Genomic DNA, 26,524 nt, shown 5'->3' on the forward strand with positions numbered 1-26,524 from the left:
TTGCAAGTAGTGAGTTTGTATTTTAGAAACACTGAACTGATACATGCCTGCGAAGTTCGTGGGATGTTGTTCTTCAAACTTTGCTCAGTTTTGTATGTTGGTTTGTGTTTTACCTTTTTAGTTAAACTCCTATTAATTTCACAGCAACTTGCTTTTCAAAATAAGAAACTGCCAACACTTCATAAGTTAAATTATTTTTAGAGCAAAATTCATTGAGTGCTTTATATTCATCCTGTTCCCAATTTTCACTGATAATAAACTCATCAAATATTAAAATTGTATCTTTATCTATTACAGGTTTTGAGCAATTCAAGGCACAGAGAGTAGAAGAATAAAGGTCAGCATCAAAATTGATAATTGATGCCATAGGTCTAGGTTTGGAATAAAAAGTTGGAAGGGTATCTTCAAATTTACCTGCTATAAATTCTCCACCCTCAATATTAGGAATGATCCCTTCTGCTGAATATGTCCCTTGTGCCTCGTGATGCCAATCTTCTGGTAGCCCTTCAAAAGTATCAAACCCATAACCTTTTTTGAAAGTATTAATTAGATATCTAAATGAAGCACCCCGCCAAACACCAAATTCATAGAAAGGTCTATCTTTTTTGCTTTTTTTGGTCATACTGTCAAATAATGCCCATCTATAAAAAAACAATTCAGGTAACTTCGGCAAATTAGCAACCCATTTAATAGATCGGGTTATAGCATGATCTTTATGAGTGGATTTCGTGAGATTATCAAATAATGATTGGTCACCTTGATGTAATTTGAGCGCACTTAGATGGAGTTGTGCTTCTACATGATTTTCATCTATTTTTAAGACTTGATTTACCCTTTCCTCTGCTTCCTTAATAGTATTCGCTAATCCATATAAATTCCAAGCAGCACCTGTAAGATTAGGTTTAATTTTAATTGCTTTTCGTTGACAAATTTCTGCTTCTTCTAATTTACCAAGATCATTCAATATGATTCCCAGATTGGAATGTGCTTCTGCGTAATTAGGTTGCATTTCAATTGCTTTGCGAGTAGAAATTTCTGCTTCTTTTAATTTACCAAGTTGCGCTAATATTACTCCATAATTAGAAAAAACTCTGTGATCATTAAATCCTTCATTTATTAACTGTTGATAATATTTTTTTGCTTCTGCAATCTTTCCTTGTTTATGTAACATTCTTGCCTTATGAAATTTTTTTTCTTTAGATGGTTTAGACGGAGTTTGAGTAGTAATAGTGATATTTTCTTGATTTTCTCCTAAAGCAAATGAAATTGGAAATGTCTTTACTTCATAGACTTTCTTTTTTTTTTCTCCTTCTTGACTAGAACCATCCATCTTCTCTTATCTTTCTCTCTTTTGGTTTTGCTGATCTTACTCCTAATCTCGTCCCTTTCTAATTCTTTCTAAAATCATTTATTACTTTTAGAGGAAGGTTAATAAATATTTTCAATGAACTTTCTACGATTATTCAGAAAATCAACTCATAGAATAGAACTAACTCTGTTTATCTCTGAACTTTTTCAGTTTGTCACGGGTTTGTCACGATCCAATAATCCTTGAGAATCCAGTTATATTCTTATTTGTTTTGCTAGGAACTATTGAGTGGGAGTAACTAGAACCTCTACTTTTCAGTTTTATTCATGTTTATTCTTGTAATTCTGATTTTAACGACGTCGTAGAAATCTTTCTCTAAACTTATAAATTTAATTTCTGATTAATTTTCAAACTAGAAACTTACTTTCTGCTCTGACCATGCGCTCGATTATTGCTTGCTTGGTTGAACTTTGTATTCCAATCAAGAATTAATTATGGCGAGGCTTCGAAAAAGACGTGATCATTTAAATAAGAGATAGTTTGGATCAAATGTCATTTGAAGTTACTTACAATGGCGACATTCAATACATTAAAGTTTTCTACTCAACTGAAAAAACGAGAGCTGGAAAATACTATGGCGAGTTTTATAAAAAAATGGATGCATTAGCGAGTGACTTAAAACGCCTTAAACAAGAACTTGATGAAGATTGTGAAAAGGCAGCCAAGATTGCTAAAGATGCTGCCAACAAGGCACTTTCTGAAAGATTTGGCTCACTTCGCTACATTATTGATGAGCATCTATGGGATCAAGACATTGTTATCAGCAAGATTCTTGACGATAGAAAAGAAGAGATGTTGGCTTTAGCACAGAAGACTTTTAATAATGAAGTTCTTCTTGAAGAGGATGGTGCAGAGGAATACAAAATCCACTTGGATGAAGGGGGAATTGAAGTTGATGGTAAAAGTGTTGAGACATCGATAATGGAGTTTTTTGATTCTGACGACTACCACGAATCGAATGAGGCAAAACTAGAAAAATTGGAAAAACTGGATTGGTTTATCATCTGGTCGAGAACCGAGGCGGGAGAGTTTAGGACAGAGGGTGGACAACATGAGGGAAATTATTCATCAAAGGAATTAAATATGGAAGATTGTTTGCTTACCTACAGAGATTTACCCCTTGTTAATCCCTCTAATGGCACGGACATCTTCAGTAATGAACTTGAAATTCATTTTGTAGATGAAACCAGGGCATCCCTTGAGATAAGTGAATCTTAAGAAGTATTCTCATGAATTTGATTATCAACTAATTTCCAACTATTGCAATTCAGTTCTCTTTGAGTTCTGTAGCATTCACTAAATAGATTTGTCTTGTGTTTTTAATTTGGTTGGATTTCCTTAAATATTGCTATGGCAGATTTGCCTCAAAACACTTGGATAATTCAAAAGATCCAAAAAGCAACTTTGTACTACTAGTACTTATCAAGGTGCTTTTTGCTCATGAATGCTCGTGTGAGGCATTTTTTGTACAGAGGCACTATTTTTGCGTTTAGTGTCGTCACTTGATCAGAGGAAAAATCAGTAAGATTTGCCTAACTTATATACATTCCTATTTAAGCTTGCGGGTGGCTATGAATGAATTACGTTTAAGAATCTATAAGCAGCTAAAAAATGACTCACCAGAAGGGAGAACTTCTGTATTCAATAAAATCTGTGGAGTTACTATTTTTATTTCGATTTTTTTCGCAGTTATGGTTACTGAAAACTCAATCGATTATCAATTTGGAGATCAAATAGATCTTTTAGATTGGATTATTGGTGGTTGGTTTTGCGTTGAATATCTGTGTCGTTTATGGGTCGCACCACTTGAAAAAAAATATGGACAAGGTTGGAAAGGCGTTTTTCGTTATGTAATCTCACCAATGTCAATTATTGATGTAATTGCAATCGTCCCTTCTTTTTTTGGTGTTCGTGCTGAATTAAAAATTCTCAGGATTATTCGCCTTTTAAGAATCTTGAAAATTGGAAGAAGTGAAAAATTTAAGCAAAGTATTTTTCACTTCAATTATGCACTTCGGTCAAAGAGTCAAGAACTACAAATTTCGACTTTTTATACAGTTTTACTTTTGTTGATTAGCAGTACTTTTATGTATCTTGCTGAATCGTCCATTCAACCAGGATTGTTAGGTTCAATTCCAAGATGTCTTTGGTGGTCGATTACAACTGTCAGTGCTGTTGGTTATGGAGATTCAATACCTGTCACAGCATTGGGAAAAATAATTGCATCGATTACTTCTCTTATGGGTATTGCTGCAATTGCAATACCTACTGGAATCCTTGCGTCTGGATTCAGCGAATCAATTGGTGCACAAGCTAAAAATCAAAATGTTTCGAATGGAATTCAGGGTCCTAGTAATACTGGTTAAAAATGATATTCAAATTAAATAAAAGTATATTTTTCAGTCAATAAAGAAGAAATAGATCTCTTGGTTTCATTAAGTGCAACTGACGCAAATACAGAAAAGAAAGGGAGAGATCTCCATAATTCTTGATCGCATGATTTACAGAGCCATTGGGCCGAATACTGGAAAAATTTAAGACATAATAAAAGGGGCGAGACTTAGTTCACCCCATATTTGTTATCGAGTGATCATTTGAATAATCATTTACTATGTTGACTTATAACTACTAACCACCATTGCAGAAGCGAACTGCATCTGATGAACTCTTGCCAGTAGCTTGAATCTCCTCAACACATTCATTGAACACCTTTGATTCTTGTTTAAGTGAGCAAAAACTTAGAGCGATTGCAGTAAGAGCGAGAGCAGAAACTACACTAGAGCCTAGCTGAATAATGCCATAAGCAAACATAGCTTTGCCTTTTCTACTGCACTTTTTTTTGTCTGTTTTATTCTCTTCGGTCATTTGTAAATTAGTTAATTCCTTAAATTAATTGATTTGTTGGTGAATTTATTTCAATAATTGTCGTGAATACCGTTCTCATTACTTGTTTTGGATTTTGCTTTTTCTAAATCAAAATAAGCACAAAAAACCGCCCCATTCTGAACAAGACGGTTTTTTTAAGATCAGGCACAAGTGTTTCCTTGTTTCCACTGCGCAGGATCTCAACTCTTCACAGTTATATATTTACTAAGCTAATGAAAAACTCAAATATTAGAAGGCTGGTCTATCTTGTGGCACATGTCACAATTTGCAAAAGTAGTCATTAAAAAACACCCTGCTTACAATAAGTCGGGTGCTTTATTTAACAGAACGATTGTGTGAGGAGTTGTCCTGTTAATTTCTTTCTACTCTAATGAGGACTTTTTGTCACTACTAAAAAACAAAATGATTTAGATCATGAGATTTAATTGTTTTGTGACTTGCAAGATTAATTTATTCTTCTGCGTTCTCAAACTGTTTTGCTAATCTAAAACCTTTTCTGAGAATTAAATAGATTCCATATAAACCAGCAATTAACGGAAGAACTATGAGAGGGTTTGGGCTATAACTAGAGTAATCTTTTACACCATCGACGTATTCGATCCCTGAGCATTTCAAGTAAAGAAAACTTGTGAATACAATTCCCCAGCCAATAATTGAGAGAATCCCTCCTTTTTTGTCACCTTCATAAAATCTATCTAAACCCCATCCCCAACCAATAGCAAGGATCACTCCTCTTGTGACAGCATTTTTCTCTTGCTTACGTAGCATTGTTTTTGTTTGAGTATGTTCGCAATGAACATAACTGAATAATTGTTATTTTGCACAAACTGATTTAAGAAGATACTTGTTATTATAAGAATTTGGGTATCGTTTGCTAGAAAATTAGTTTGAAATTATGCGAATTAGAATCCCTGTCAAATAAAAAATAGAGAATTAGATTGGAAGTGATCAAAATAAATTCTATCTGTACCTTTTGAAGTTAGATCAATTTGAGGATTCCTAAGTTGAGCAATCTTGTTCGGGGGGGTGGTCTATTTCAAAAAAAAAAGATAACTTAGTTCAATGGCCTATTACTTTTGACAGTTGCACATCAGACTGATTCGCATTTAAGCAGACGGCTGCAGAAGGATAGTATTACTATCTCAGGAAAGGTTATTTACATTAATCCTTTTCTCTATTGGAGACGCTTTGACAACAATACTGACAGATGGTTGAGAGAGCCTGGTCAATTAACAGAGGAGCAGATTAATCTCAATAGAGCTCGTTTTTATCCTGAGGTCGAGTGGACTTTTCTTAGAGACGAAGAGCGGGTTATTAAAGACGCGGCAGTTGAAATGTTTTTAAAAACGCTTGAATTAATAAGTACTTTTCACCCTCATCTTACTGCAGGGCAATTATTAGAAGTAGAGAGAAAAATGGCAGTAACTAAAAAAAAGTCTTTTGAACGTTGGGTAGAAAAATCTTTTAGGAAAAAAATTAATCAAGCTTCAAAAGAGCGCAATAGATTTGCTAGAGAACGTTTGATAAGAGGTTGGAAAGAATGGTTAACTCTTGAAACTACTCATCAAGCTTTTTTGCCATTCGCAGCAATAATTGTGATGTCAATCTTTGCTGGTTGGTCCATAGGTATTTCTAATAATAGTTGTACACCTTACTTTCCAACGACAGAAACAGGTATTCTTAAGTAGCACTAATAAAGCCATTATGGCTAAAGATCAATTAAGGGATTTCCATTTATTTGCAATGGAGTCTGCTTTGCCATTTGGTATGGGCATTATTAAAAATGTGAAAACTGGTGGATTTCAAAAAATAATGGATGTAATTAAATTAAAAGATCCATTTTCAGAATTCCAGGCTGATGGCGAAACCTCGGCTAAGAAAGTGAGGGATAAGATTGACCAATTGATTCCTGGCTTAGGTTATCCGGTTGTTTCAGTTGATGTAACTGTTGAAGAGAATTATCCTGATTATGAAAGTAATGATAATGATTCTTTGGTTTCAACTTTAAACAGAATTGATAGTGATCTAGATCAATTGAGACGTATGATTAGTAATGACTCATTAAATATACATGATTAGTCAATATTCTTGATTTTTAGAGATGAAGAAGAAAGAAAAATTACATCTAAGTTCTAAAAAGCATGTAGGTGCTTTTAATCAGCCTCTAATTTTCTTTTTGTTTATTTGTTTAATCTTTTCAGTGACAGTTGGGCGTCTTTTTTGGATACAAATAATTAGGGGATCATATTATAAAAAACTTTCAGAGGAAAATAGAGTCAAGCTAATTGCTAATCCACCAATACGAGGAAGATTATTAGATCGTAATGGTGTGGTTCTTGCCGATAATAAACTCTTTTACTCATTAGCTATTCAACCTAGACTTCTAACTAAAAGTGAATGGATTGATCTAAGAAACTCTTTATCTGATTTGTTAAATGTTTCTACTGATCAATTAGAAATTGCATTTAATAGAAGTAATTATGACACTCCTTATAAAAAAGTACTATTAACTGATTTATCGGTGGAGCAGGTTATTAGGTTTAAAGAACAAGAGAATAATTTGTATGGTGCTCAAATTGATATTGGTTTAATTAGAAACTATCCATATAAGTCTTTAGCTGCACATGCTTTGGGTTATACACAGTTGATAACTCAGGACGAGTTTTCTAAGCTTTCAGACAGAGGTTATAAACTATCTGATCGAATTGGACGGAAAGGTATAGAGGCCGCTTTTGAATCTCAATTGAGAGGTGCATGGGGTGGTGAAATGCTTGAGATTGATTCAATAGGTACGGTTCAACGCAGTCTAGGTTTAAAGTTACCAAAAGCTGGTAGGGATATCAAATTAACTCTTGATCTAGAGCTACAACTTACTGCAGAAAAAGTTTTATCTGACAAAATTGCTGGAGCAATAGTAGCTATTGATCCCTATACAGGAGCAATAAGAGCAATTGCTAGTCAACCTACTTTCGACCTTAATTTTTTTTCTCAGCCTTTTACGAATAAACAATATAACGATCTTTTTTTGTCATCAAATCTTCCTCTTCTGAGTAGAGCATTTAATGCATACGATCCAGGAAGTACGTGGAAGCCCATAACTGCTATAGCAGGGATGGAGAGTGGTAAATTTCCTGCTAATAAAAAATTAAATACGGTTCCTTGTATCACTTATGGGAGTCATTGTTTTCCAGAATATAATAAAAGAGGTTTTGGTTGGATTGGATATGAAGATGCATTTAGAGTCTCCAGTAATACTTTTTTTTATCAAGTTGGGGTTGGTTCTGGTTCGAAAGCTTTATATGATGCGGCAACTAAACTTGGCTTTGACAATTACACTGGCATAGAAACTTTTATAGATGAAAATAAAGGCTTAGTAGGGAACAAGAAATGGGCTGCTGAGGGTCGTGGGTGGGGAAATCCTGGAGAAACTCCTTGGATCGTAGAGGATATGGCTAGTGCATCTATTGGTCAATCTGTTGTTTTAGTTACTCCATTGCAATTAGCACGAGCATATGCAGTTTTTGCAAATGGTGGTTATTTGATTACTCCTCATTTAGTTGATGCCAATATAAACTGGAGATCAGAGAAATATTTAAGAAAAGTTGACATAGAAGACAAAACACTTGAAACAATTCGTCGTGGGCTTCGTAAAGTTGTAACTAGTGGTACTGGTATGGGAATAAATCTAGATCATTCTATTCTTCCTCCCGTCGCTGGTAAAACTGGAACAGCAGAAGATAGTAGTGGAGGTTCTGATCATGCATGGTTTGCTGGATTTGCACCTTATGATTCTGGGGAAATAGTTATTGTTGCTTTTGCTCAGAATACTCCTGGTGGTGGTTCAGTACATGCTCTCCCTATGGCAAGAGAAGTGCTACGTGCTTGGTATGAGCAAAAATCTAAAAATGAGTTAATTAGAAGTAAAGATTAGATATTGAATTAATTAGGATGATTTAGTTGTAGTAGTTGATTTAGAATGGCGTTGATTGATTTATCCTCAGCAACTTTTGATTTATTCGTAGCTAATTGACGACCTAAGACTAAAGCCCCAAGGTGGGTTAATTGAATACGCATCGAAAGTAATAACTCCATACATCCTCCTCCTGAAAAACTTGCAATTGCAATTGGGCGTTCGTTGAATAAACTTCGAAAATCTGTTCCTTGCACAGACAGCCAAGCTATTGCATTTGTAAGAATTGGAGGAATTGAGCCGTTATATTCTGGTGCACAAATGACCCAGTGTGAGTGGCTCTCCATTTCAGTATTGATTAACTTTAGATTTTCTGGTGCTTTATCTTTTGAATTATTACGTGGATTAAATATAGGCAAATCATTTTTTGAATCTGTCAAATCAAGTAATTCGCATGAGTAATTTAGTTCTTTGCCTGCGACTAGAAATCTTTTTGCTAATTTGAGATTTTCACCATTACTAGCAGCTATAACAAGAAGCTTTTTATTAGACATTGTGAATTAACAGGGAAGTGTAAATGGATGATGTCATTTTTGTAATGGATCTAGTAGTTCGCTCCGGTTTTTCGATGATGAACTGCTGTTACTCCATCTTTTTTAATGACTTTTCCATATTTAATCTCAGCATATATCAGCCAATGATCCCCACACTCCATTCGTTGACTAACTGTACCCTCCAGCCAGGCTAAAGCTTCGTTTAATAATGGCTGATTGCTTGGACTTAATTTAATCTCAAGATCGGTAAATCTATTATCTCCAGGTTTGAATGATTGGAGAAATTGTTTAAGGAGGCTTTGGTGATTATTTTGCTCTAAAATGTTAAGAGCAAAGTTATCTCCTGTATGAAGTAAGTTTTCTACAGCTCTTTCTTTAGCGACTGCAATAGTAATACCAGGAGGAGAAAAGCTTGCTTGACTAACCCAACTTGCAACCATCGCTCCGCTAATCAGATTATCTTCATCTCCTTTTTGAGCAGTCAATATACATAGTGATCCGACGACCCTTCCTAGTGCATTAATTGTTGGATCACTTTTACTTGTATTTAAACCTACATTAGCCTTTCTTTGTTGACGTAATTTTGCATTAATTAATTGCTTACCAAATTGGATACCTGTTTCTTCAAGTTTTTTAATCATTAAAGGGTCAGGACTAAATTTAATTTTGATAGGTTCGAATCCAAATTTAAAGCCTCCATCTTTTAATTTTTTTTCAAGTAAATCAAGAGCTTCTCCACTCCATCCATAACTTCCAAATACTCCAGCCGGCTTTCCTCTATCTCCCTCAGCCAAAAGCGACCCAAGTGCTGAAACAATTGGGGTGGGTGCATGCCCTCCTAATGTTGGCGATCCAATTAAATATCCATCTGCTTTACGAATTTCAGTGACTAAGCTATCTGATGCGGTGAATTCACAATTAATAATCTTAACTTTGACCCCTGTTTTACTAATTCCTCTAGCAATGGCATCAGCAATAGCAGCAGTATTTCCATATGCACTTGCAAATAATAGTGCAACTCTTAAATTGCTGTATTTTTGGCTTTCTCCCCAGCTTTGGTAGTTGTTTAATAAACTCCTCCAACTACCGCTGATTGCAGGTCCATGTCCGGGTACTATCGTATCAATCTCAAAGTCTTCAAATTTTTCGATAATACTATTGACTTGGGTAGACATTGGCGCCATTAGACAATCGAAGTAATGTCTTCTCTCTTCTTCCGTGCTACTACTGTTTAATTCAGCCCATTTTTCTTCATAAACATGAGCACCGAATAATTTATCACTCATCAATAAACCAGTTTGCTTTTCAAAAACAATTAGTCCACCAGGCCAGCGAGCTGTTGGCGCGGGAATGAACGTAACCTCAAAATTACTGTTAAGTGTATGAGTTTCTAATTGTTTGATGATTTGTATATTTGGAAGAACTTCAACTTTCTCCAATGCTTCTTTAGGATTTGTATTTTGCGAGGGTTTTCGTAAATTCCAAATCTCTTTGAATAATTTTGCTCCTGGATTAGAACAAATAACCGTTAAATTTTTATATTTCACATTCATTCTTTTCACAAAAGCTACTTTATTGGGATTGATATGACCCATGACTAGCTTTATTGCAGACGAATCACTACTAATTAATGTCTCGAATTCGTCTAAAAATTCTTTTTCAAATGTTAAACCAGGAGGATGAATTAAAATATAGTCATGTGATTCAGAATATTCATCTTGAGAAGAATTAAATAAAAAAGAATTAGTGCAACTACCTTTCTCAAGAGAATATTCAACTTCAAATCTTGTTCTTTTTGGGTTTAAGCTTCTTAAGCAAATGAAGTTATCCTCAATGGGAATCTGAATAGTTTTTTTTATTAAAGTGTTTAAATTTGTCGAAGAATTTTGCTCTATTGTCATTGTTAATAATTACTACCAAGTCTTCTGTGATGAACTGCTGTTTTACTTTGAGTATTAGATAAATTACCTTTTTCAACTGATGAATAAATGATCCAATGATCTGTTGTCTCCATTCTTTGAATAACTTTACATGAAAGGAACGCTAACGCATCAGATAGCACTGGTCCCCCAGCTGCAAGATCATTCATTAATTCAACTCCTTCAAATCGATTAGCACCTGGTGGAAAACGTTTTAAAAAGTGTCTGAAGAGGTGCAAATAGTTATTTTCTTGAAGGATATTCAGAACAAAACGATCATTGACTTGTAATAGTGATTCAATTGCTCTGTCTTTAGCTACCGCTACGGTTATCCCAGGGGGGTCAAAACTTGCTTGACTTACCCAACTTGCAACCATCGCACCGTCTCGACTATCAGCACCTTCATTGTCTTTTGCTGTAACAACGTAAAGTCCACCGCTTAGGCAACCTAGCGCTTTATTTAAGTCTCCATCAAGGCTCTTAGTAGCAGCTATATTTTTCTTTCTAGTAAGAATTTGACCTAAATCTGTACCAGCCTCTTCAAATTGTTGGTAAACACTTTTGTTTGGTTCGTCACGAACTCGAAGTGGTTTAAATGCTTCTTTTTGTCCAAGCTTTCTTAATTGGTTAGTTATAAAGTCAATAGGCTCTTCATTTCCGCCATATGAGTCATAAGTGGCTACCCATTGCTTTTGTTTTAAGGATGCTAGAAGTGTTCCAATATTGCTTTGTAATTCTGAATCAGTTTTGATAGGCCATGTAGGCACAACGACTGCACTCGCTTCACTAATTAGAGCACTTAACTCTTGAGTATCTGAAGCAATAAGATCAACTAATTGGACTTGGGCATTTGCCTTGCCTATTCCATGAGCAATCGCTTGGCTTAACCGGTCACAATAACCATATTGACTGAGATAGCAAACCACAGCATAGTTTTCGCCCGTGCTTCTTTGCGTACTCCATTCTCTGTAATGATTCAGCCATAACTGCGTATTAAAATTCAGGATTGGTCCATGCCCAACACCAATAGTCTGGATAGTTGGTAATGAATCAATTTTTTTTAATGCCTGAACTACGCTTCGGGCATTTGGACCCATGAGGCAGTCATAATAAAATCGAAAATCTTCATTTAATAGACTTGGATTTTCGTCATATAATTTTTCTGAACAGTAATGTAAACCAAATGCGTCACAGGTATATAAAACTTGTGTACCGTGATCAAAAGAAAAAATCGTATCTGGCCAGTGTAGATTTGGTGCACTAATAAATTCAATTCTATGCTCAATTCCGCTGATTGAAGTACTTTCTAAATTGATTTCTTCACCGCTTTTGACTGCTCTTGACTTAAAAGGTTGATGAATTTGGTCTTTTAAGAATTTTATAGCTACTTTAGATGCGACGATTTCAATATTTGGGTTTAATTCAATTAAATATTTTATCAGTCCTGAATGATCTGGCTCTGTGTGACTGACTATTAAATAATCAATTTCTGTTGGATTGATTTCTTGTCTTAGTTTTTCAAACCAAATATCTTTAAACTTTAAATGACTTGTATCTATAAGTGCAGTTTTTTTGCCTCTTATTAAAAAGCTATTATAAGTTGTCCCATTTCGAAGGCCAAATTCAATATCAAACCTGCTTCGATCCCAATCCAATGATCTTAAAGTGTGAGTATCTATAGCAATTTGTTCATATTGCAGTGAAAGCTTAGGAATATCACTTTTCTGATTTTCTAAAGCTGTCGATTTAGTAAAAATCATGTTCCTAAAGCCATTAATTGAAGAAAACTGGAAAGTCTTAACAAATTAGATCGCTAAGTGCAAATACCTAGATCAGTTCAAACATATTAGGATACTAAGGATTGCAAGTGTGATACTGCTTCCCGTAAATAGTATTTGTTTGCAATAGACACTGTTCTTGATTGCCTTTTCTGAGTATTTTTCTCTTTCAAAGTCTCACGGGTTTCCATTTTGTTATTGTTTAGGGGTGAGTTGAGCAAATTTGACGTTTTTTGTGATTGTTTTCAAAAACCTTTTTAGAGATAATTTTTAGGTATGGAAAAAAGTTCTTCCTCTTTAATTGATCCGCCATCTCTTTCAGGAGATGAAATAAGAGATGCATTTATAAACTTTTTTGTACAACATAATCATAAGAAACTAGCAAGTTCTTCTTTAATTCCAGATGATCCAACAGTTTTATTGACTATTGCAGGGATGTTACCTTTTAAGCCTATCTTTTTAGGATTAAAAGAGTCTTCTACTCCGAGAGCAACATCCAGTCAAAAATGTATAAGAACAAATGATATTGAAAATGTAGGAAGAACTGCGAGGCATCATACTTTTTTTGAGATGCTCGGTAATTTCTCTTTTGGTGATTATTTTAAAAAGGAGGCAATTCAATGGGCATGGGAATTATCTACTGAGGTTTTTCGACTAAATCCACAGAATATAGTCATTAGCGTTTTTAAAGAAGACTTAGAAGCAGAGCAAATATGGAAAGAAGTTGTAGGGGTTGATGCAAATAGAATCATCAGAATGGGTGCTGCTGATAATTTTTGGTCATCCGGAGCTACAGGACCTTGTGGTCCATGTTCGGAACTTTATTTTGATTTTAAACCCGAATTAGGAAGTGATGAAATAGATCTTGAGGACGATAGTCGATTTATAGAATTTTATAATTTGGTTTTTATGCAATACAACCGCGACTTAAAGGGCAATCTTGAACCATTGGCGAATTGTCATATTGATACAGGAATGGGCTTGGAAAGAATGGCTCAAATTTTGCAAAAAAAATCTAATAATTATGAAACGGATCTTATTTTTCCTCTCATTAATGCAGCGGCTTTATTAGCTCAAATTAAGTATGAAACTACAAATAAAAAAAATAAAACATCATTAAAAATTATTGGAGATCATTGCAGGGCCGTGACCCATTTGATTTGTGACGGTGTAAGTGCTAGTAATTTAGGGCGAGGCTATATTCTTCGTCGTCTCATACGGCGTATGATTCGACATGGTCGACTGGTAGGCATTATTCAGCCGTTTTTACCTCAACTGGCTGAAATTGCTATTGAGTTGATGAAAAATGCTTATCCTCAATTACTTGAGAAAAAGAAAATTATTCTTAATGAGTTAAAAATAGAAGAATCTCGTTTCCTTGAAACGCTTGAACGGGGAGAGAAACTTTTGGCAGAGATAACATCTCATGAATGTGATCTTATCTCTGGTGCGCAGGCATTTGAGCTTTATGATACTTATGGTTTCCCTTTGGAATTAACAGAAGAGATCGCGAATGAAAAAGGTATTTCTGTTGATATTAATGGTTTTGAGAACGAGATGGCTAAGCAACGTAAACGTGCAAAAGAGGCTTCTGTTAGTATTGATTTAACTGAAGAAGGTTCAATTGAAAGAGAAATTTCTTTATTTGATGACACAAGATTTGAGGGCTATGAAAAATTAGAAACTACTTCAACTGTAATAGGCATTTTTAAAAATAATGAATCAGTAAAACAAGCTGTTCAAGGTGATTTAGTCAAGATTATAGTTAATAGAACGCCTTTTTATGCTGAGTCGGGTGGCCAAATTGGAGATAAAGGCTTAATAACGTCTCAAGATCTTGAGGTGTCTGTAGAAAATGTTAGAAAAAAGAAGAATATTTTTATTCATTCTGGAATTGTTAACACTGGGGTTCTAGAGATTAACTCATCTGTTCAGATGAATGTTACTCCATCTTTTCGTCAACGAACTACATCAAATCACACCGCTACACATCTATTGCAATCAGCTTTAAAATTATCGATTGACTCAAGTGTAAGTCAAAGAGGCTCGTTAGTTTCAAATCATCGATTGAGATTTGATTTTAATGCTCCAAAACCTTTGACAATAAAAGAACTTGAAGATATGGAAGCACGAATAAATCAATGGATTAACGAGGACCATCTAATTCAAATTAAAACAATGCCAATTAAGGAGGCTATGGCTGCTGGTGCGTTGGCAATGTTTGGTGAGAAATATGGTGATGTAGTACGCGTTGTTGATGTTCCAGGCATTTCTATGGAGTTATGTGGAGGAACCCATGTAACTCGTACGTCACAACTAGGTACATTTAAGATTATTAATGAGACAGGTATTGCTTCAGGTATTAGACGAATAGAGGCTATAGCTGGTCCATCAGTTTTAGATTATTTTAATGAACGTGATTTGGTAGTTAAGGAGTTAAGTAAATCATTCAAAGTTCAATCATATGAAATTGTTGAGAGAGTCTCATCCCTTCAACTGGAATTGAAAGATAAAACAAAAGAACTTATCAAAGTCAAAAATGAACTCGCTTTGGCGAAGGCATTGGGTTTAGCGACTTATGCAAAATCTGTTGGTAAGAGTAAATTATTAATTAGACGTTTAGATGGAGTTGACGGATCTGGATTGCAATCTGCGGCTTCAAGTTTGATAGATCATTTAGGCAAGTACTCTGCTGTTATTTTTGGAGGCATTCCAAATCAGGAGATCGATAATAAATTAGTTTTTGTTGCTGCATTTTCTCCTGATTTGGTATCAGATGGTTTACATGCAGGCAAATTTATAAGTGGGGTTGCAAAAATGTGTGGTGGTGGTGGTGGTGGTCGTCCAAATCTCGCCCAAGCTGGTGGTAGTCAACCTCAATCGTTGGATCTAGCTTTAGAAAAAGCTAATGAGAATTTGACTCAACAATTATCTTAATTTAGCTCTGTAGGTAGGTACTTTGACGGAGGCTTGCTTCTACATGCTCTATTAGTTTTTGTGCATCATGGATTTTTAGATGCCCACCTTGAATAGCTAATTCGCTTGATTTTCGTAATCGTTCTAATAATATTTCTGGATCATGTTCTAAATATTCAAGAACATTTGATTTTGTATTCCCACGAATGACATGCTCAACTTTATAGTTCCCATTTTCTGTAAATCTTATATGGACTGCATTAGTACTCCCAAATAAATTATGTAGATTTCCCATTACTTCTTGATAGGCGCCACCCAAGAAAAGACCAATTAGATATTTTTCGTTTTGATTAAATTCATGAAGAGGGAGCAAATTTTTAATTTTTCCATTATCAATAAATTGATCAAGCTTTCCATCTGAATCACACGTTAAATCTGCAAAGTGACCAAGTTTTTTCGGTTCTTTGCTAAGCCGATGGATTGGCATAATTGGAAAGACTTGATCAATGGCCCATGTGTCTGGAGCTGATCTAAATACGGAAAGATTTGCGTAATACGTTACGGCTAAGCTTTCACTTAATTTCTTTAGTTCTTTAGGTAAAAGTATGTTTTTTGGTAACTGATTAACTATTGTTTTTGCACAGGCCCATGTCAACTGCTCAGCTTTTGCTCGTTCAACTAAATCTATATAACCGAGTCGAAAAGCCGCAAGTGCATCTGCTTTGAATTTAAGAGAATCATTCCATGCTTCTTGTAGTTTGGCTAAATCTTTTTCTTGCTTAAGTTCTAGAGAATTTATATGGACTAATGTTTCACGTAAATTTCTGACAGAGAGACATTCTTTTTCGTTTTCTTTCGGAATGTCAGAAGGTAACGAATTTTTACCTAGAATATTGAAGATTAAAATCGAAAAGTGACTAGCAATAGCTCTTCCACTCTCTGTAATTAAAGTGGGTAGTGGTATCTTTTTTGATTCACAACATTCTTTAATTGTTGCTACTACATCATTTGCATAATTTTGAAGTGAATAGTTAGTAGATGCTATTGAGGCGGTTTGACTTCCATCGTAATCAATTCCTAAGCCACCTCCAACATCTAAGTATCCCATAGGTGCCCCAAGATTAATTAATTCGGCATAAATTTGTCCTGCTTCTTGTAAGGCATCTTTTAAAACACCTATATCGTTAATTTGACTCCCTAGATGAAAATGTAAAAGCTTTAATTCATTGAGAAGATTTGCTTCTTTTAACCTTTTGATTGCTTTTAAAATTTCTGGAATTGAAAGTCCAAATTTTGACTTGTCACCAATCGAGCTACTCCACCTTCCACTGCTTTGACTCGATAGCTTGGCTCGTATTCCTATGAGTGGAGACGCTCCCAGTAAATTACTAGATTTGATTATAAGCTCAACATCATTTGCTTGTTCTATAACTACTATAGGTTGACGTCCAAGCTGACGTGCTAAAATAGCTGTTTCAATGTAACGTTGATCTTTATAGCCATTACATATGAGTAAGGCTTTAGGATCTTCTAGGATTGATAAAGCAATTAGTAACTCTGGTTTGCTTCCAGCTTCTAAGCCAAAATTCCATTTGGAACCACAGGTGATTAATTCTTCAACTACGTGACGCTGTTGATTACATTTGATTGGAAACACACCTTGGTATTTTCCTTGATATTGATAGTCATTAATCGCTTTTTCAAAAGCTTTATGTAAGTTTTTTAAGCAGTCTTCGAGAATATCGTCAAATCTTATTAACAGAGGAAATTTTAGTTTTCGACTTTCGAGTTCATCTAAAAGTTCCATTAAATCATGAGATTTGTTGTTGGAACCGTTAGGACAAATACTAATATTCCCTTTTTCATTGATAGTGAAATAACCCTTTCCCCATCGATCAATTCCATAGAGCTCTGAGCTATTTTGAATAGTCCAAGAGAGAGATTGATTAGTAATTTTCACAGCCATTTATGCGATAACAAAGTTGCCAAGTTTTGATCATTCACGATTAATACAATTAAATCTAAGAACAGTTTTATTAAGTGTCATGTTTTACTTGCCAAGAGGGCAGTTTTAGGAAGACTATGGCTTCATATTATTAAATATCGCAATGACTTTGGAAAGAACCTTTGTTGCTATCAAGCCAGATGGTGTGCAAAGAGGTTTAATCGCTGAAATACTTGGACGATTTGAAACTAAAGGATTCAAATTAGTTGGCTTAAAGCAACTAACACCAAGCAAAGAACTTGCTGAAAAACACTATGGTGTGCACAAAGATCGTCCTTTCTTTTCAGGTTTAGTTGATTTCATCACTAGTGGACCTGTTATAGCGATGGTTTGGGAAGGTGAAGGTGTTATTGCAAGTGCTAGAAAATTGATTGGCGCAACAAAGCCTCTTGAGGCAGAACCTGGAACTATTAGAGGTGATTTGGCTGTGAATATTGGTCGTAATGTCATTCATGGTTCTGATGGTTCTGATACGGCAGTTTTTGAAATTAACTTATGGTTCCAAGAAAATGAGCTTGTTGATTGGAATCCATCTGATCAAGCATGGAGAGTTGAATAATTTATTCAACTTCAAAACTTTTGGTGATCGGTTTTTAAAATCTGTCCCATCTGAAATGGGACAACAAACTATCTTCCTCATTACTTAATGGGGTTGAGCAAATTGATTTTCCAATTAATTCTGAAGTTATCGCTGACAATAGAACTCCATTGCGATGATGCCCAGTAGCAAGCCAGAGTCCATTAATTGATGACATTCCCAGTAAGGGGCCTTCGTCGGGTGTGCATGGACGAAAACCCCACCATCTCTCCATATGAGGTAGTTGATTAAGTTCAGGAATAAGAGATTGAATTCCTTTTTGAAGCTCGCTTTGCCCATTTGGAGTGAGTCCTGTCTGGAAGCCTGCCTCAGGTTCACTAGTTGCCCCTACGATTATTAGACCGTCATCTCTTGGCACTAAGTAAATGCCAGGTCCAAAAACAATTCTTTTAAGAATCTGTTTTGGACCCTGAATAGATAACATCTGGCCTTTAACAGGAAAAATAGGCAATGTTTTAAAAATTTGTTTGCTCCAGGCTCCGCAGCAGAGAACTGCTTCTTCACTTTTTAAATGATTGATATTTCCATTAATGTCTTTGATTTTGACCCCATTAAATTTGTTTAGATCTTTCATTATTTCAACCACTTCAACTCCTTCTTGAAAGTGAACACCTAATTCAAAGCAAGCTTTTTCAAGTGCTCTCATTAAAAGTCTTCGATTATCGATTTGGCCGTCTTGCTTAAAAAGTAAACCTAGTTTCCATTTTTCTGAGAGTCCAGGAACTTCTTGAAGGAGCTCATTTCTGTTTAGCTTTTTACCAAATTTATATGTTGGATAGGATTCACAGTCTTTGTGGCTTTCAAATGGGACAACAATCCCGCAAGTTTTGAGACCACATGACATTTTGCTATTTGTCTCAATGTTTTCTATCCATGTTGAGTGCCTTTGAAGACTACTTTGACCAAGATTTAGAAGATTGCCTTGAAGCCCTTCTGCGTGAGGGGCGAGCATTCCAGCAGCAACAAAGCCTGCTGCTTCACGTCTGCTTCTACTTAAAACTTCTACTTGTTTGCCTCTTTTAGCAAGTTCATGGGCTATCGCAAGACCCATTAATCCTCCTCCGAGGATTAACAATGGTTTTTCATTTACGACACCCATTGCTTAGATTTGGAAAATGTTATTTTCAATGTTTTAGATTACGCTAGCTTCCATGACTGAGCTTTTCTTGCATAAGATTCATATATCTAGGTCAAATTAATGTCAGAATCAAATGTTTCTTGGGAAGTTGTAATTGGATTAGAGACGCATGTGCAGTTGGGGACTAAGAGCAAAATATTTACTAGTGCATCAACAACCTTTGGTGACGATCCAAATACTCATATTGACCCAGTGGTTTGCGGATTGCCAGGCACCTTGCCAGTTCTAAATAAAAAGGTTCTGGAATATGCAGTAAAAGCAGCGATGGCTTTGAATTTAAATATTGCCTCTCACAGTAAATTTGATAGAAAGCAATATTTTTATCCCGACTTACCAAAAAATTATCAAATCTCTCAGTTTGATGAACCTATTGCAGAAGATGGTTGGATAGAAGTAGAAGTAGCTGAAAAAGGCAAAGAAACTTATGTCAAAAAAATAGGTATTGAAAGACTACATATGGAGGAGGATGCAGGAAAACTGGTGCACGCAGGTAGTGATCAATTGTCAGGTTCTACTCATTCTTTGGTTGATTACAACAGAGCAGGCGTAGCACTTGCAGAAATAGTAAGCAAACCTGATTTAAGAACAGGTAGAGAGGCTGCGGAGTATGCAGCTGAAGTTAGAAGAATTATGCGTTATTTGGGAGTATCTGATGGGAATATGCAGGAAGGTTCCTTGCGATGTGATGTGAATATTTCAGTCAGACCAACTATCAATGATCCATTTGGCACAAAAGTAGAAATAAAAAATATGAATTCATTTTCAGCTATTCAGAAAGCTTGTGAATATGAAATTAAGCGGCAAATTAAAGCTTATGAATCTGGAGAAGAAGTAAAACAAGAAACAAGGTTATGGGATGAAGGTAAGCAACTGACTAAAAGTATGAGATCCAAAGAAGGCAGTAGCGATTATCGTTATTTTCCCGATCCTGATCTAGGTCCGATAGAAGTAAGTAATGAGTTAAAAGAAAAATGGCGTTCAGAATTACCAGAATTGCCAGCTGCAAAAAGAAATAGATATTCAACAGAACTTGGCCTTTCTATTTATGATGCAAGAGTTTTGACTGATGAATCTTCAATGGCGACATATTTTGAAAAAGTTGTTAACGAAGGTGGAGCAGCTAAATCTTCAGCAAATTGGATAACTGGAGATCTAGCAGCCTATATTAAGTCAAATAGATTAACATTTGACCAATTACATTTTCAGCCGAGTGAATTAGCAGAAATGTTAAAAATGATTGATACTGGAGAAATAAGCGGCAAAATTGCCAAGGAAATTTTACCTGAACTATTAAGTAAAGGTGGTTCTCCAAAGCAATTAGTTCAAGAACGTGGTTTAGGTATGATTGGTGATCCTAAAGTTATTGAAGAAATTATCGATCAATTGATCCTTAAGCATCCAAATGAGGTTGAATCTTTTAGATCTGGGAAGAAGAAATTGTTAGGGTTTTTTGTTGGTCAATTAATGAAGGAAACAAAAGGAAAAGCAGATCCAAAACTCGCTAATCAAATATTAAATAAAAAATTACAAGCTTAGAATTTATATAATTTTTTTAATTGTAATTTCCATGTCTCATCATCATTAGAGTTATTAATGATGTGATCTGCAAATTGTTTTTTCAAAGAGTTTGCCCATTGAGCATCAATTCTTTGATTTGCTTCTTTAATACTTAAATTATCTCTTGACTGAAGTCGCTTTAATTGCATGCTTCTAGGGCAATCTATGTAACAAATTTCACTACATAACCCTGTATAATTTTTTTCAAATAGGAGTGGAATAATCAAAATTACAATTGAATTTGATTTCGATTTTTCTAATTCTTCTTCAATTCTTTTGTTGACGAATGGATGTATTATTCCCTCTAGCCATTTTTTTTCAAGTTCATTTTGAAAAACTATTTTGGCCAATGCTTTGCGATTAATAATTTGATCATTTTTACTTGAATTTTTAATTATTTTACTTCCATATCTCAACCAGACTTTTTTGACTATTTCACTTTCAGCACTTAATGCTTCATGAGCGTATAAGTCAGCGTCTAAAATAGGCCATTGCTTGGCTTGAAATAGAAAATCTCCAATGATTGTTTTTCCACTGGCGATACCCCCAGTGATTCCTATTCTTCTCTGCTTGCCTTTCCATCTAAGACAAAGATTGTTTGTTTGTTTTTGGTCAATCATTAATAATGATAGTAAGTGAAAAATGCTCTTCTGAATTTGAGTCTTTTGACATCTTCTGTATGGTCTCCAATATCTGGTGGTATTACTGCCCCTGATGGTTTTTTAGCAGCTGGCATTTCCGCAGGATTGAAGCCTTCTGGGAAGAAGGATCTTGCTTTGCTATATGCACCTGATGGTGCGTGTTGCAGTGGGACATTTACTCAATCAGTGACTCGTGCTTATTGCGTGGATCTTTGTATTGATCGAATCAAGGCATCTGAGGGAAAAATACGTGCTGTAGTTATCAACTCTGGACATGCAAATGCTTGTACAGGCAGTCGAGGCAAAATTGATAGTGAAATGATCACACATAAGCTTGCTCAACTCTTGAGACTATCTAGTGAAGAAGTTTTAATATGTTCTACCGGTGTAATTGGAGAAGCAATACCTGTTGAAAAGGTTAATAGTCATTTGGATCAACTTATAAATAGTTTAGATAAAGAGGCATATCTAGATGCAGCAAATGCAATTTTGACAACTGATCTTCAGGTAAAGCAAATTGCATATCAAGCAGTTTTAGGAGGAAGACGAATATCAATTGGAGGAATGGCTAAAGGTTCAGGTATGATTCATCCTTCAATGGCAACAATGTTGAGTTATCTCACCTGTGATGTAGGCGTAGATCATGTTTTGTGGTCAGATATGATAAAGCGTGTTGCAGAATCCTCTTTTAATTCCATTACAGTTGATGGAGATACGAGTACTAATGACACTTTTTTAGCTTTTGCTTCTGGAGCAGAATTAGATCCAAGATATTTATCAATTCTCGAAGAGGGACTTCATTTAACAGCTCAACACTTGGCTAAATCTATTGCAAGGGATGGAGAAGGGGCTAATTGTTTGCTTGAGATAAAGGTTGAAGGTGCTTCAAGTGATTTAGATGCTCGTGCAATAGCCCGTACAATTGCTTCATCTTCTCTGGTTAAAACTGCAGTCCATGGGTCCGATCCTAATTGGGGAAGAATTATTGCTGCACTTGGTCGTGCAGGCACTTCTTTTAATTTGAATGATGTTAAATTATGGATTGGACCTTATGAAATATTTTCTAATGGCACACCTTTGGACTTTGACAGACAAATAGTTAGTAACTTTATGAAAGCAAGATTAACAGGTAAATATTTGATCGATGATCTTATCAGTATCAGATTGAGGATAGGGATAGGAACAGGCTCGGCTACTGCTTGGGGATGTGATTTGTCTGATCAATATGTTCGTATAAATGCCGATTATACAACGTAACCTGAGATCAATTGCTATAAAAAGGATTTAGGGCTGCTTGATTTAGACGCTACCGCAATGCTACCACTTAATACGCACATAGATGGATCTATTTAGGGAGATAGATCTGCTTTCTCTCGAGATAGCTAAATTCAAGCGGCGTATGGGGGAAATGAGCGATGGTTCTATGACTAATGAGAGTGAAGAAATTTATGTTGGATATCTAAGTGGTTAACCAAAACCAGTCAGCTCAGTAAAGAGCGCTTTGTTCTCTGCTGATTCTGCAAACCCTAGGAGCGCTTCATAGCGCGTTTCAATTCCACTACTAAGGTTACCTACCCAGTAGTTAAGTCCTTCAGCATCAGCGTCTCTTCCAAGCACATTCTTATAGAGATTATTGACGTACGTCTCATCACTGACGTTGCTTCCATATTTTTCAGTGAACTCTGCAGAACCTAAAAATGATTGAGCAACTACACGTCTAGTATTTTTCCCCGAACTAAATTGATCAATCCAGTACTTCAATCCATCAGCGTCAGGGAAGCGTGCGAAGGCAGCGTTATAGAGACGGAACATCTCACCTGAGTCGGTGTTTAAACCTGTGACTTGATTGAATGTACCAATAACATCTTTATTGATATCGATCGACGTATCTGAAAACTTAACTGTGGAAAGACCAGTTAAAGAGTCTATTGTTGAAGACGAATCTAACTTGATTCCATATTTATTATTGCCTTGATTAATAAAAGTGTATTCATGAAAAGCCCCGCTATAGTCTTTCGTCGTTAATATGTCTGGTTGATAGCCTGAAAGACCTTGATTATTAATTTGAAACATCGATTCTAGTTTTTCACTAGATGGTTTTGTTAATACTTTACTTATGTAATCTTCATATAATTGATGGCCTAGAGGATTATCTTTTTTGATTGATTCAGGAGTTAAATGGGAGTCAGACCATTCAGGGTCCATACTCCCAGAGTATTTTGGATTAAATCCCCATTCTGCGAAAGTAAGTGCATATTGATATTCAACTGTGACCATTTTCCAGTAATCGAAACTATTTTTACCTACATGTTCATAATCAGTTGCATCAAATACACCTGTTTTAATAGCTTCTTGAGCAGCCTCATAAAGTAAACCACTCCATTGAAATTCATTATCTTCCTCATCAAAATTTTGATACGCAGTTCTATCTTCAATAAATATAAATTGATCAGGGTAAGCACCCGGTAAAGCAAATCTAACTAGTGTATGAAGAAGATGTTCTAGGACTTCGGTGATTTGTTCATTAGATGTTTTGATTGCATCCCCTGGAAGATTGTGTTGCCAGATAAAATCAGTCGCATTGTGTTTATCATTAGTACTATCCCAACCTGAGTAGTTTTTATTAATTAAAGGTGGACTATAAGAATCCATTTCTTCTACACCAATTCTTTGGAGAGTATTAATCTTTTTTAAATGCTCAATTGCTTGTTGCTGTTTTGTTGAATTTACATTGGCTCCATTAGGGTCTAGAAGCAGCTTGGTTGTTTGGGCTACTTTACGTATGAATTCATCTCCTACCGCAGCATTTCCCCCTGCTTCTTTTAGACCAGCAATTTTTATACCATAGACTTCTACAGATTTAGTAAATGGACCTAGTGCTGTGGTTGTAGTAAGTGCCCCACTGGAATATATAGCTTCAGTCAAAATATCACCAGAATATTTGTTATCCTAATAAATTTATTTTGTAAGTGCTGTAGTTTAAATTTTAGTAATGATTTGGCTTTTTAATTAAAACCAGTCAGCTCAGTAAAGAGCGCTTTGTTCTCTGCTGATTCTGCAAACCCTAGGAGCGCTTCATAGCGCGTTTCAATTCCACTACTAAGGTTACCTACCCAGTAGTTAAGTCCTTCAGCATCAGCGTCTCTTCCAAGCACATTCTTATAGAGATTATTGACGTACGTCTCATCACTGACGTTGCTTCCATATTTTTCAGTGAACTCTGCAGAACCTAAAAATGATTGAGCAACTACACGTCTAGTATTTTTCCCCGAACTAAATTGATCAATCCAGTACTTCAATCCATCAGCGTCAGGGAAGCGTGCGAAGGCAGCGTTATAGAGACGGAACATCTCACCTGAGTCGGTGTTTAAACCTGTGACTTGATTGAATGTACCAATAACATCTTTATTGATATCGATCGACGTATCTGAAAACTTAACTGTGGAAAGACCAGTTAAAGAGTCTATTGTTGAAGACGAATCTAACTTGATTCCATATTTATTATTGCCTTGATTGACAAAAGTATATTCATTAAAAGCCCCACTGTAAGATTTTGAATTATTAGATATCGGATATTTCAGGGAGGTTCTAGTATTTTCAAAGAAGTCCCAAATTATATTATTAGTATCTTTCCCTGAAATATTTAAATTAAACCAATTATGACCTCCATTAATAATTTTGTAATTTGCTACTGTCAAGATTTGATTGTCAGTGGTGTAACTAGAAATTATGACGTCTTCACTATTAGATGTCTCTGAAATTATGATCGGACTACTTTTGATAGCATTTATTTCTTTCCAATATGAAAGAGCTTCGTCTACGGCGAGTAGTGATCCATCTATTCCCTCATAAGGTCTAATTGAGTCACTAGTGCCGGTCATGTTTAATACAGACGTCGAATGAGAAGGTTGGTCTCCTGTGCTCATTAGTTCATACATTGAGCCAGAGACTGCTGCTATTGCGGAAATCTTTGAACTTAGATAAGTAGCTAATCCATATGCCATATCTGCTCCATTGGAATATCCAACCGCATAAACTTTTTGAGAATTAATATTTAGATTATTAGAAATCAGATCTATTAAATCATTTATAAAATTTATATCATCTGAATTACTTTTGTTTGTAGGGTCTTTTTTTAATGGGTTCCAATGTGGCTCTCCTGATGCTAATTCTGCTCCTTCAGGGTATACAAGTATAAATTCTTTATCTTCAGATAATTGCCTGAAATCTGATATTCCAAGTTGATATTCAGCACTTGTACCAAATGGGTGAAAGTTAAGAAGTAACGGAACCTCTTTTTTACCTTCATATGATTTTGGTATGTAGATTAAATATTTTCTGCTCAACTCTTTATGGACAAATGAATTAGTAGATAATTCCCCTATCTTGAATCCTTCCATATCTTTAGAAGAAAGTGATTAGAATACAATAATCTATCTAGGTTTCTACAAACCTTGAAAGATTCAAAGAATCCCAGAGACAACCAGCATCTGCCTAATAACTACGCCAACAACACAGAAAAAGATTACTCGGCTTAAGACGTAGAAAGGGAGGTTATTCATCTAATTTCTCAACAGATCAATCAATCACCAAAACGATAATGCTTACGGACTGCCTTATGAACATCCCATCTACAGTCTATTCCTGCGGGGAAGACAACTAAGTCACCTGCTCCAAACTTCACAGATTCTCCTCCATTAGGAGTAACTGTGACTTCACCCTCAAGCAATAAGCAAGTCTCCTTGTCGTCATATGTCCAATCAAAAGAGCTGGCATCACACGTCCAGATTGGCCAGTTTTTAATTCCTAATTCATCAAAGGTACTCTCAGGACAAGGAGAGGTGACTGATATAGACAAGAGATAAAAACATAGTGGACTTCAGTTTTAGCTCCTTATAGAAACAGTTGTCTAATAACTACTCAAATTTTTAAGGCATAGCCCTTACACATGAGAGATGATAAGTTTTTTTAATCTAAACTTGTAGTCCAATGACTTATTCGTTTTATTAGCATAGAACAATACATTAGTTAATGGATTCAGCTAATCAAATCCAAGCCCTCGTTGACGAAGTAGAAAAGAACCCAGAATACAAAATTAGCGAACAAGAAGCTAAGGGCTTCCTGTCAGAGATTAAGCGACTCACAAAAGAAGATAAAACTAATATGCCTCCCTTGGTTGTGATAATAATGGCTTATATCAACATGCTTTTTCCAGAACTAGATGAAGTGAAGGTCTGAGGAAAAAGTTAAAAA

The 26,524-nt window shown here is 35.5% G+C and carries 23 protein-coding genes; 11 read left to right on the forward strand and 12 right to left on the reverse strand.

The window, feature by feature from the left end; all coding sequences use genetic code 11:
- Nucleotides 1–121: 121 nt before the first annotated feature.
- The gene (locus tag PMN2A_RS09955; RefSeq protein WP_011293998.1) at nucleotides 122–1,330 is read right to left on the reverse strand and encodes a protein arginine N-methyltransferase; all 1,209 of its coding nucleotides are present in this window, start codon (nucleotides 1,328–1,330) and stop codon (nucleotides 122–124) included.
- 528 nt (nucleotides 1,331–1,858) lie between these two features.
- On the opposite strand from PMN2A_RS09955, the gene PMN2A_RS00210 reads away from it, so the two are divergent.
- Together PMN2A_RS00210 and PMN2A_RS00215 are read left to right on the forward strand one after the other, a co-directional pair.
- Complete coding sequence (locus PMN2A_RS00210) at nucleotides 1,859–2,587, forward strand: hypothetical protein (protein ID WP_011293999.1); 729 nt, start codon at nucleotides 1,859–1,861, stop codon at nucleotides 2,585–2,587.
- 353 nt (nucleotides 2,588–2,940) lie between these two features.
- Nucleotides 2,941–3,735 carry a potassium channel family protein gene (locus PMN2A_RS00215; RefSeq protein ID WP_011294000.1) on the forward strand — a complete coding sequence of 265 codons (795 nt, stop codon included), beginning with the start codon at nucleotides 2,941–2,943 and terminating at the stop codon, nucleotides 3,733–3,735.
- Nucleotides 3,736–3,997: 262 nt separating this feature from the next.
- Here the strand turns inward: PMN2A_RS00215 and PMN2A_RS00220 are convergent, their stop codons facing one another.
- Nucleotides 3,998–4,234, reverse strand: coding sequence for a hypothetical protein (locus tag PMN2A_RS00220; RefSeq protein WP_011294001.1), 237 nt, complete (start codon nucleotides 4,232–4,234; stop codon nucleotides 3,998–4,000).
- A gap of 471 nt (nucleotides 4,235–4,705) precedes the next feature.
- Nucleotides 4,706–5,023, reverse strand: a complete 318-nt coding sequence (locus PMN2A_RS00225; RefSeq protein ID WP_011294002.1) for a hypothetical protein — start codon at nucleotides 5,021–5,023, stop codon at nucleotides 4,706–4,708.
- A 308-nt stretch (nucleotides 5,024–5,331) separates the two neighbouring features.
- On the opposite strand from PMN2A_RS00225, the gene PMN2A_RS00230 reads away from it, so the two are divergent.
- The 3 genes from PMN2A_RS00230 to mrdA are packed head-to-tail and all read left to right on the forward strand — an operon-like array spanning nucleotide 5,332 to nucleotide 8,186.
- Nucleotides 5,332–5,943, forward strand: coding sequence for a hypothetical protein (locus tag PMN2A_RS00230; protein WP_011294003.1), 612 nt, complete (start codon nucleotides 5,332–5,334; stop codon nucleotides 5,941–5,943).
- Between the two features lie 16 nt (nucleotides 5,944–5,959).
- The gene (locus PMN2A_RS00235; protein WP_011294004.1) at nucleotides 5,960–6,334 is read left to right on the forward strand and encodes a hypothetical protein; all 375 of its coding nucleotides are present in this window, start codon (nucleotides 5,960–5,962) and stop codon (nucleotides 6,332–6,334) included.
- A gap of 22 nt (nucleotides 6,335–6,356) precedes the next feature.
- Nucleotides 6,357–8,186: a penicillin-binding protein 2 gene (gene mrdA / locus PMN2A_RS00240; RefSeq protein WP_011294005.1), complete on the forward strand. Its 1,830-nt coding sequence runs from the start codon at nucleotides 6,357–6,359 to the stop codon at nucleotides 8,184–8,186.
- An 8-nt stretch (nucleotides 8,187–8,194) separates the two neighbouring features.
- On the opposite strand, the gene PMN2A_RS00245 is transcribed toward mrdA, so the two are convergent.
- Genes PMN2A_RS00245 through PMN2A_RS00255 form a run of 3 tightly spaced genes read right to left on the reverse strand, consistent with a single transcriptional unit; the run spans nucleotide 8,195 to nucleotide 12,398 of the window.
- A complete protein-coding gene (locus tag PMN2A_RS00245) occupies nucleotides 8,195–8,719 on the reverse strand; it encodes an NADPH-dependent FMN reductase (RefSeq protein WP_011294006.1) in 525 nt (174 codons plus the stop codon).
- A 50-nt stretch (nucleotides 8,720–8,769) separates the two neighbouring features.
- Nucleotides 8,770–10,620, reverse strand: a complete 1,851-nt coding sequence (locus PMN2A_RS00250; protein WP_011294007.1) for a diflavin flavoprotein — start codon at nucleotides 10,618–10,620, stop codon at nucleotides 8,770–8,772.
- 2 nt (nucleotides 10,621–10,622) lie between these two features.
- Nucleotides 10,623–12,398 carry a diflavin flavoprotein gene (locus tag PMN2A_RS00255; protein ID WP_011294008.1) on the reverse strand — a complete coding sequence of 592 codons (1,776 nt, stop codon included), beginning with the start codon at nucleotides 12,396–12,398 and terminating at the stop codon, nucleotides 10,623–10,625.
- Nucleotides 12,399–12,692: 294 nt separating this feature from the next.
- Between PMN2A_RS00255 and alaS the strand changes: the two genes are divergently transcribed.
- Nucleotides 12,693–15,353, forward strand: a complete 2,661-nt coding sequence (alaS, locus tag PMN2A_RS00260) for an alanine--tRNA ligase (RefSeq protein WP_011294009.1) — start codon at nucleotides 12,693–12,695, stop codon at nucleotides 15,351–15,353.
- A gap of 1 nt (nucleotide 15,354) precedes the next feature.
- Here the strand turns inward: alaS and speA are convergent, their stop codons facing one another.
- Nucleotides 15,355–17,298 (reverse strand): biosynthetic arginine decarboxylase, encoded by a 1,944-nt coding sequence (gene speA / locus PMN2A_RS00265; protein WP_011294010.1) that lies wholly within the window; start codon nucleotides 17,296–17,298, stop codon nucleotides 15,355–15,357.
- Nucleotides 17,299–17,440: 142 nt separating this feature from the next.
- On the opposite strand from speA, the gene ndk reads away from it, so the two are divergent.
- Complete coding sequence (gene ndk / locus PMN2A_RS00270) at nucleotides 17,441–17,896, forward strand: nucleoside-diphosphate kinase (protein WP_011294011.1); 456 nt, start codon at nucleotides 17,441–17,443, stop codon at nucleotides 17,894–17,896.
- 34 nt (nucleotides 17,897–17,930) lie between these two features.
- On the opposite strand, the gene thiO is transcribed toward ndk, so the two are convergent.
- On the reverse strand, nucleotides 17,931–19,034 hold the full coding sequence (gene thiO, locus PMN2A_RS00275) for a glycine oxidase ThiO (RefSeq protein WP_011294012.1): 1,104 nt from the start codon (nucleotides 19,032–19,034) through the stop codon (nucleotides 17,931–17,933).
- A 99-nt stretch (nucleotides 19,035–19,133) separates the two neighbouring features.
- Here thiO and gatB point away from each other — a divergent pair, with 99 nt between their 5' ends.
- Nucleotides 19,134–20,609 carry an Asp-tRNA(Asn)/Glu-tRNA(Gln) amidotransferase subunit GatB gene (gatB, locus tag PMN2A_RS00280; RefSeq protein ID WP_011294013.1) on the forward strand — a complete coding sequence of 492 codons (1,476 nt, stop codon included), beginning with the start codon at nucleotides 19,134–19,136 and terminating at the stop codon, nucleotides 20,607–20,609.
- On the opposite strand, the gene coaE is transcribed toward gatB, so the two are convergent.
- Nucleotides 20,606–21,250, reverse strand: a complete 645-nt coding sequence (gene coaE, locus PMN2A_RS00285) for a dephospho-CoA kinase (protein WP_011294014.1) — start codon at nucleotides 21,248–21,250, stop codon at nucleotides 20,606–20,608. The two genes, gatB and coaE, sit on opposite strands and share 4 nt — an antisense overlap.
- A gap of 15 nt (nucleotides 21,251–21,265) precedes the next feature.
- Between coaE and argJ the strand changes: the two genes are divergently transcribed.
- Both argJ and PMN2A_RS10960 read left to right on the forward strand, forming a co-directional pair.
- Nucleotides 21,266–22,528, forward strand: coding sequence for a bifunctional glutamate N-acetyltransferase/amino-acid acetyltransferase ArgJ (gene argJ / locus PMN2A_RS00290; protein ID WP_011294015.1), 1,263 nt, complete (start codon nucleotides 21,266–21,268; stop codon nucleotides 22,526–22,528).
- A gap of 82 nt (nucleotides 22,529–22,610) precedes the next feature.
- Nucleotides 22,611–22,742, forward strand: coding sequence for a hypothetical protein (locus tag PMN2A_RS10960; RefSeq protein ID WP_263892591.1), 132 nt, complete (start codon nucleotides 22,611–22,613; stop codon nucleotides 22,740–22,742).
- On the opposite strand, the gene PMN2A_RS00295 is transcribed toward PMN2A_RS10960, so the two are convergent.
- The 3 genes from PMN2A_RS00295 to PMN2A_RS00305 all read right to left on the reverse strand — a co-directional run bounded on the left by PMN2A_RS00295 (nucleotide 22,739) and on the right by PMN2A_RS00305 (nucleotide 26,129).
- A complete protein-coding gene (locus tag PMN2A_RS00295; protein ID WP_011294016.1) occupies nucleotides 22,739–24,196 on the reverse strand; it encodes a DUF4214 domain-containing protein in 1,458 nt (485 codons plus the stop codon). The genes PMN2A_RS10960 and PMN2A_RS00295 overlap by 4 nt on opposite strands.
- Nucleotides 24,197–24,276: 80 nt before the next feature.
- Nucleotides 24,277–25,671 carry a DUF4214 domain-containing protein gene (locus PMN2A_RS10215; RefSeq protein ID WP_011294017.1) on the reverse strand — a complete coding sequence of 465 codons (1,395 nt, stop codon included), beginning with the start codon at nucleotides 25,669–25,671 and terminating at the stop codon, nucleotides 24,277–24,279.
- Between the two features lie 182 nt (nucleotides 25,672–25,853).
- Nucleotides 25,854–26,129: a cupin domain-containing protein gene (locus PMN2A_RS00305; RefSeq protein WP_011294018.1), complete on the reverse strand. Its 276-nt coding sequence runs from the start codon at nucleotides 26,127–26,129 to the stop codon at nucleotides 25,854–25,856.
- Nucleotides 26,130–26,302: 173 nt separating this feature from the next.
- Between PMN2A_RS00305 and PMN2A_RS00310 the strand changes: the two genes are divergently transcribed.
- On the forward strand, nucleotides 26,303–26,509 hold the full coding sequence (locus PMN2A_RS00310; protein ID WP_011295066.1) for a hypothetical protein: 207 nt from the start codon (nucleotides 26,303–26,305) through the stop codon (nucleotides 26,507–26,509).
- Nucleotides 26,510–26,524 lie beyond the last annotated feature (15 nt).

The sequence above is a fragment of the Prochlorococcus marinus str. NATL2A genome, from assembly GCF_000012465.1.
GTDB classification, from domain to species: Bacteria; Cyanobacteriota; Cyanobacteriia; order PCC-6307; family Cyanobiaceae; genus Prochlorococcus_B; species Prochlorococcus_B marinus_B.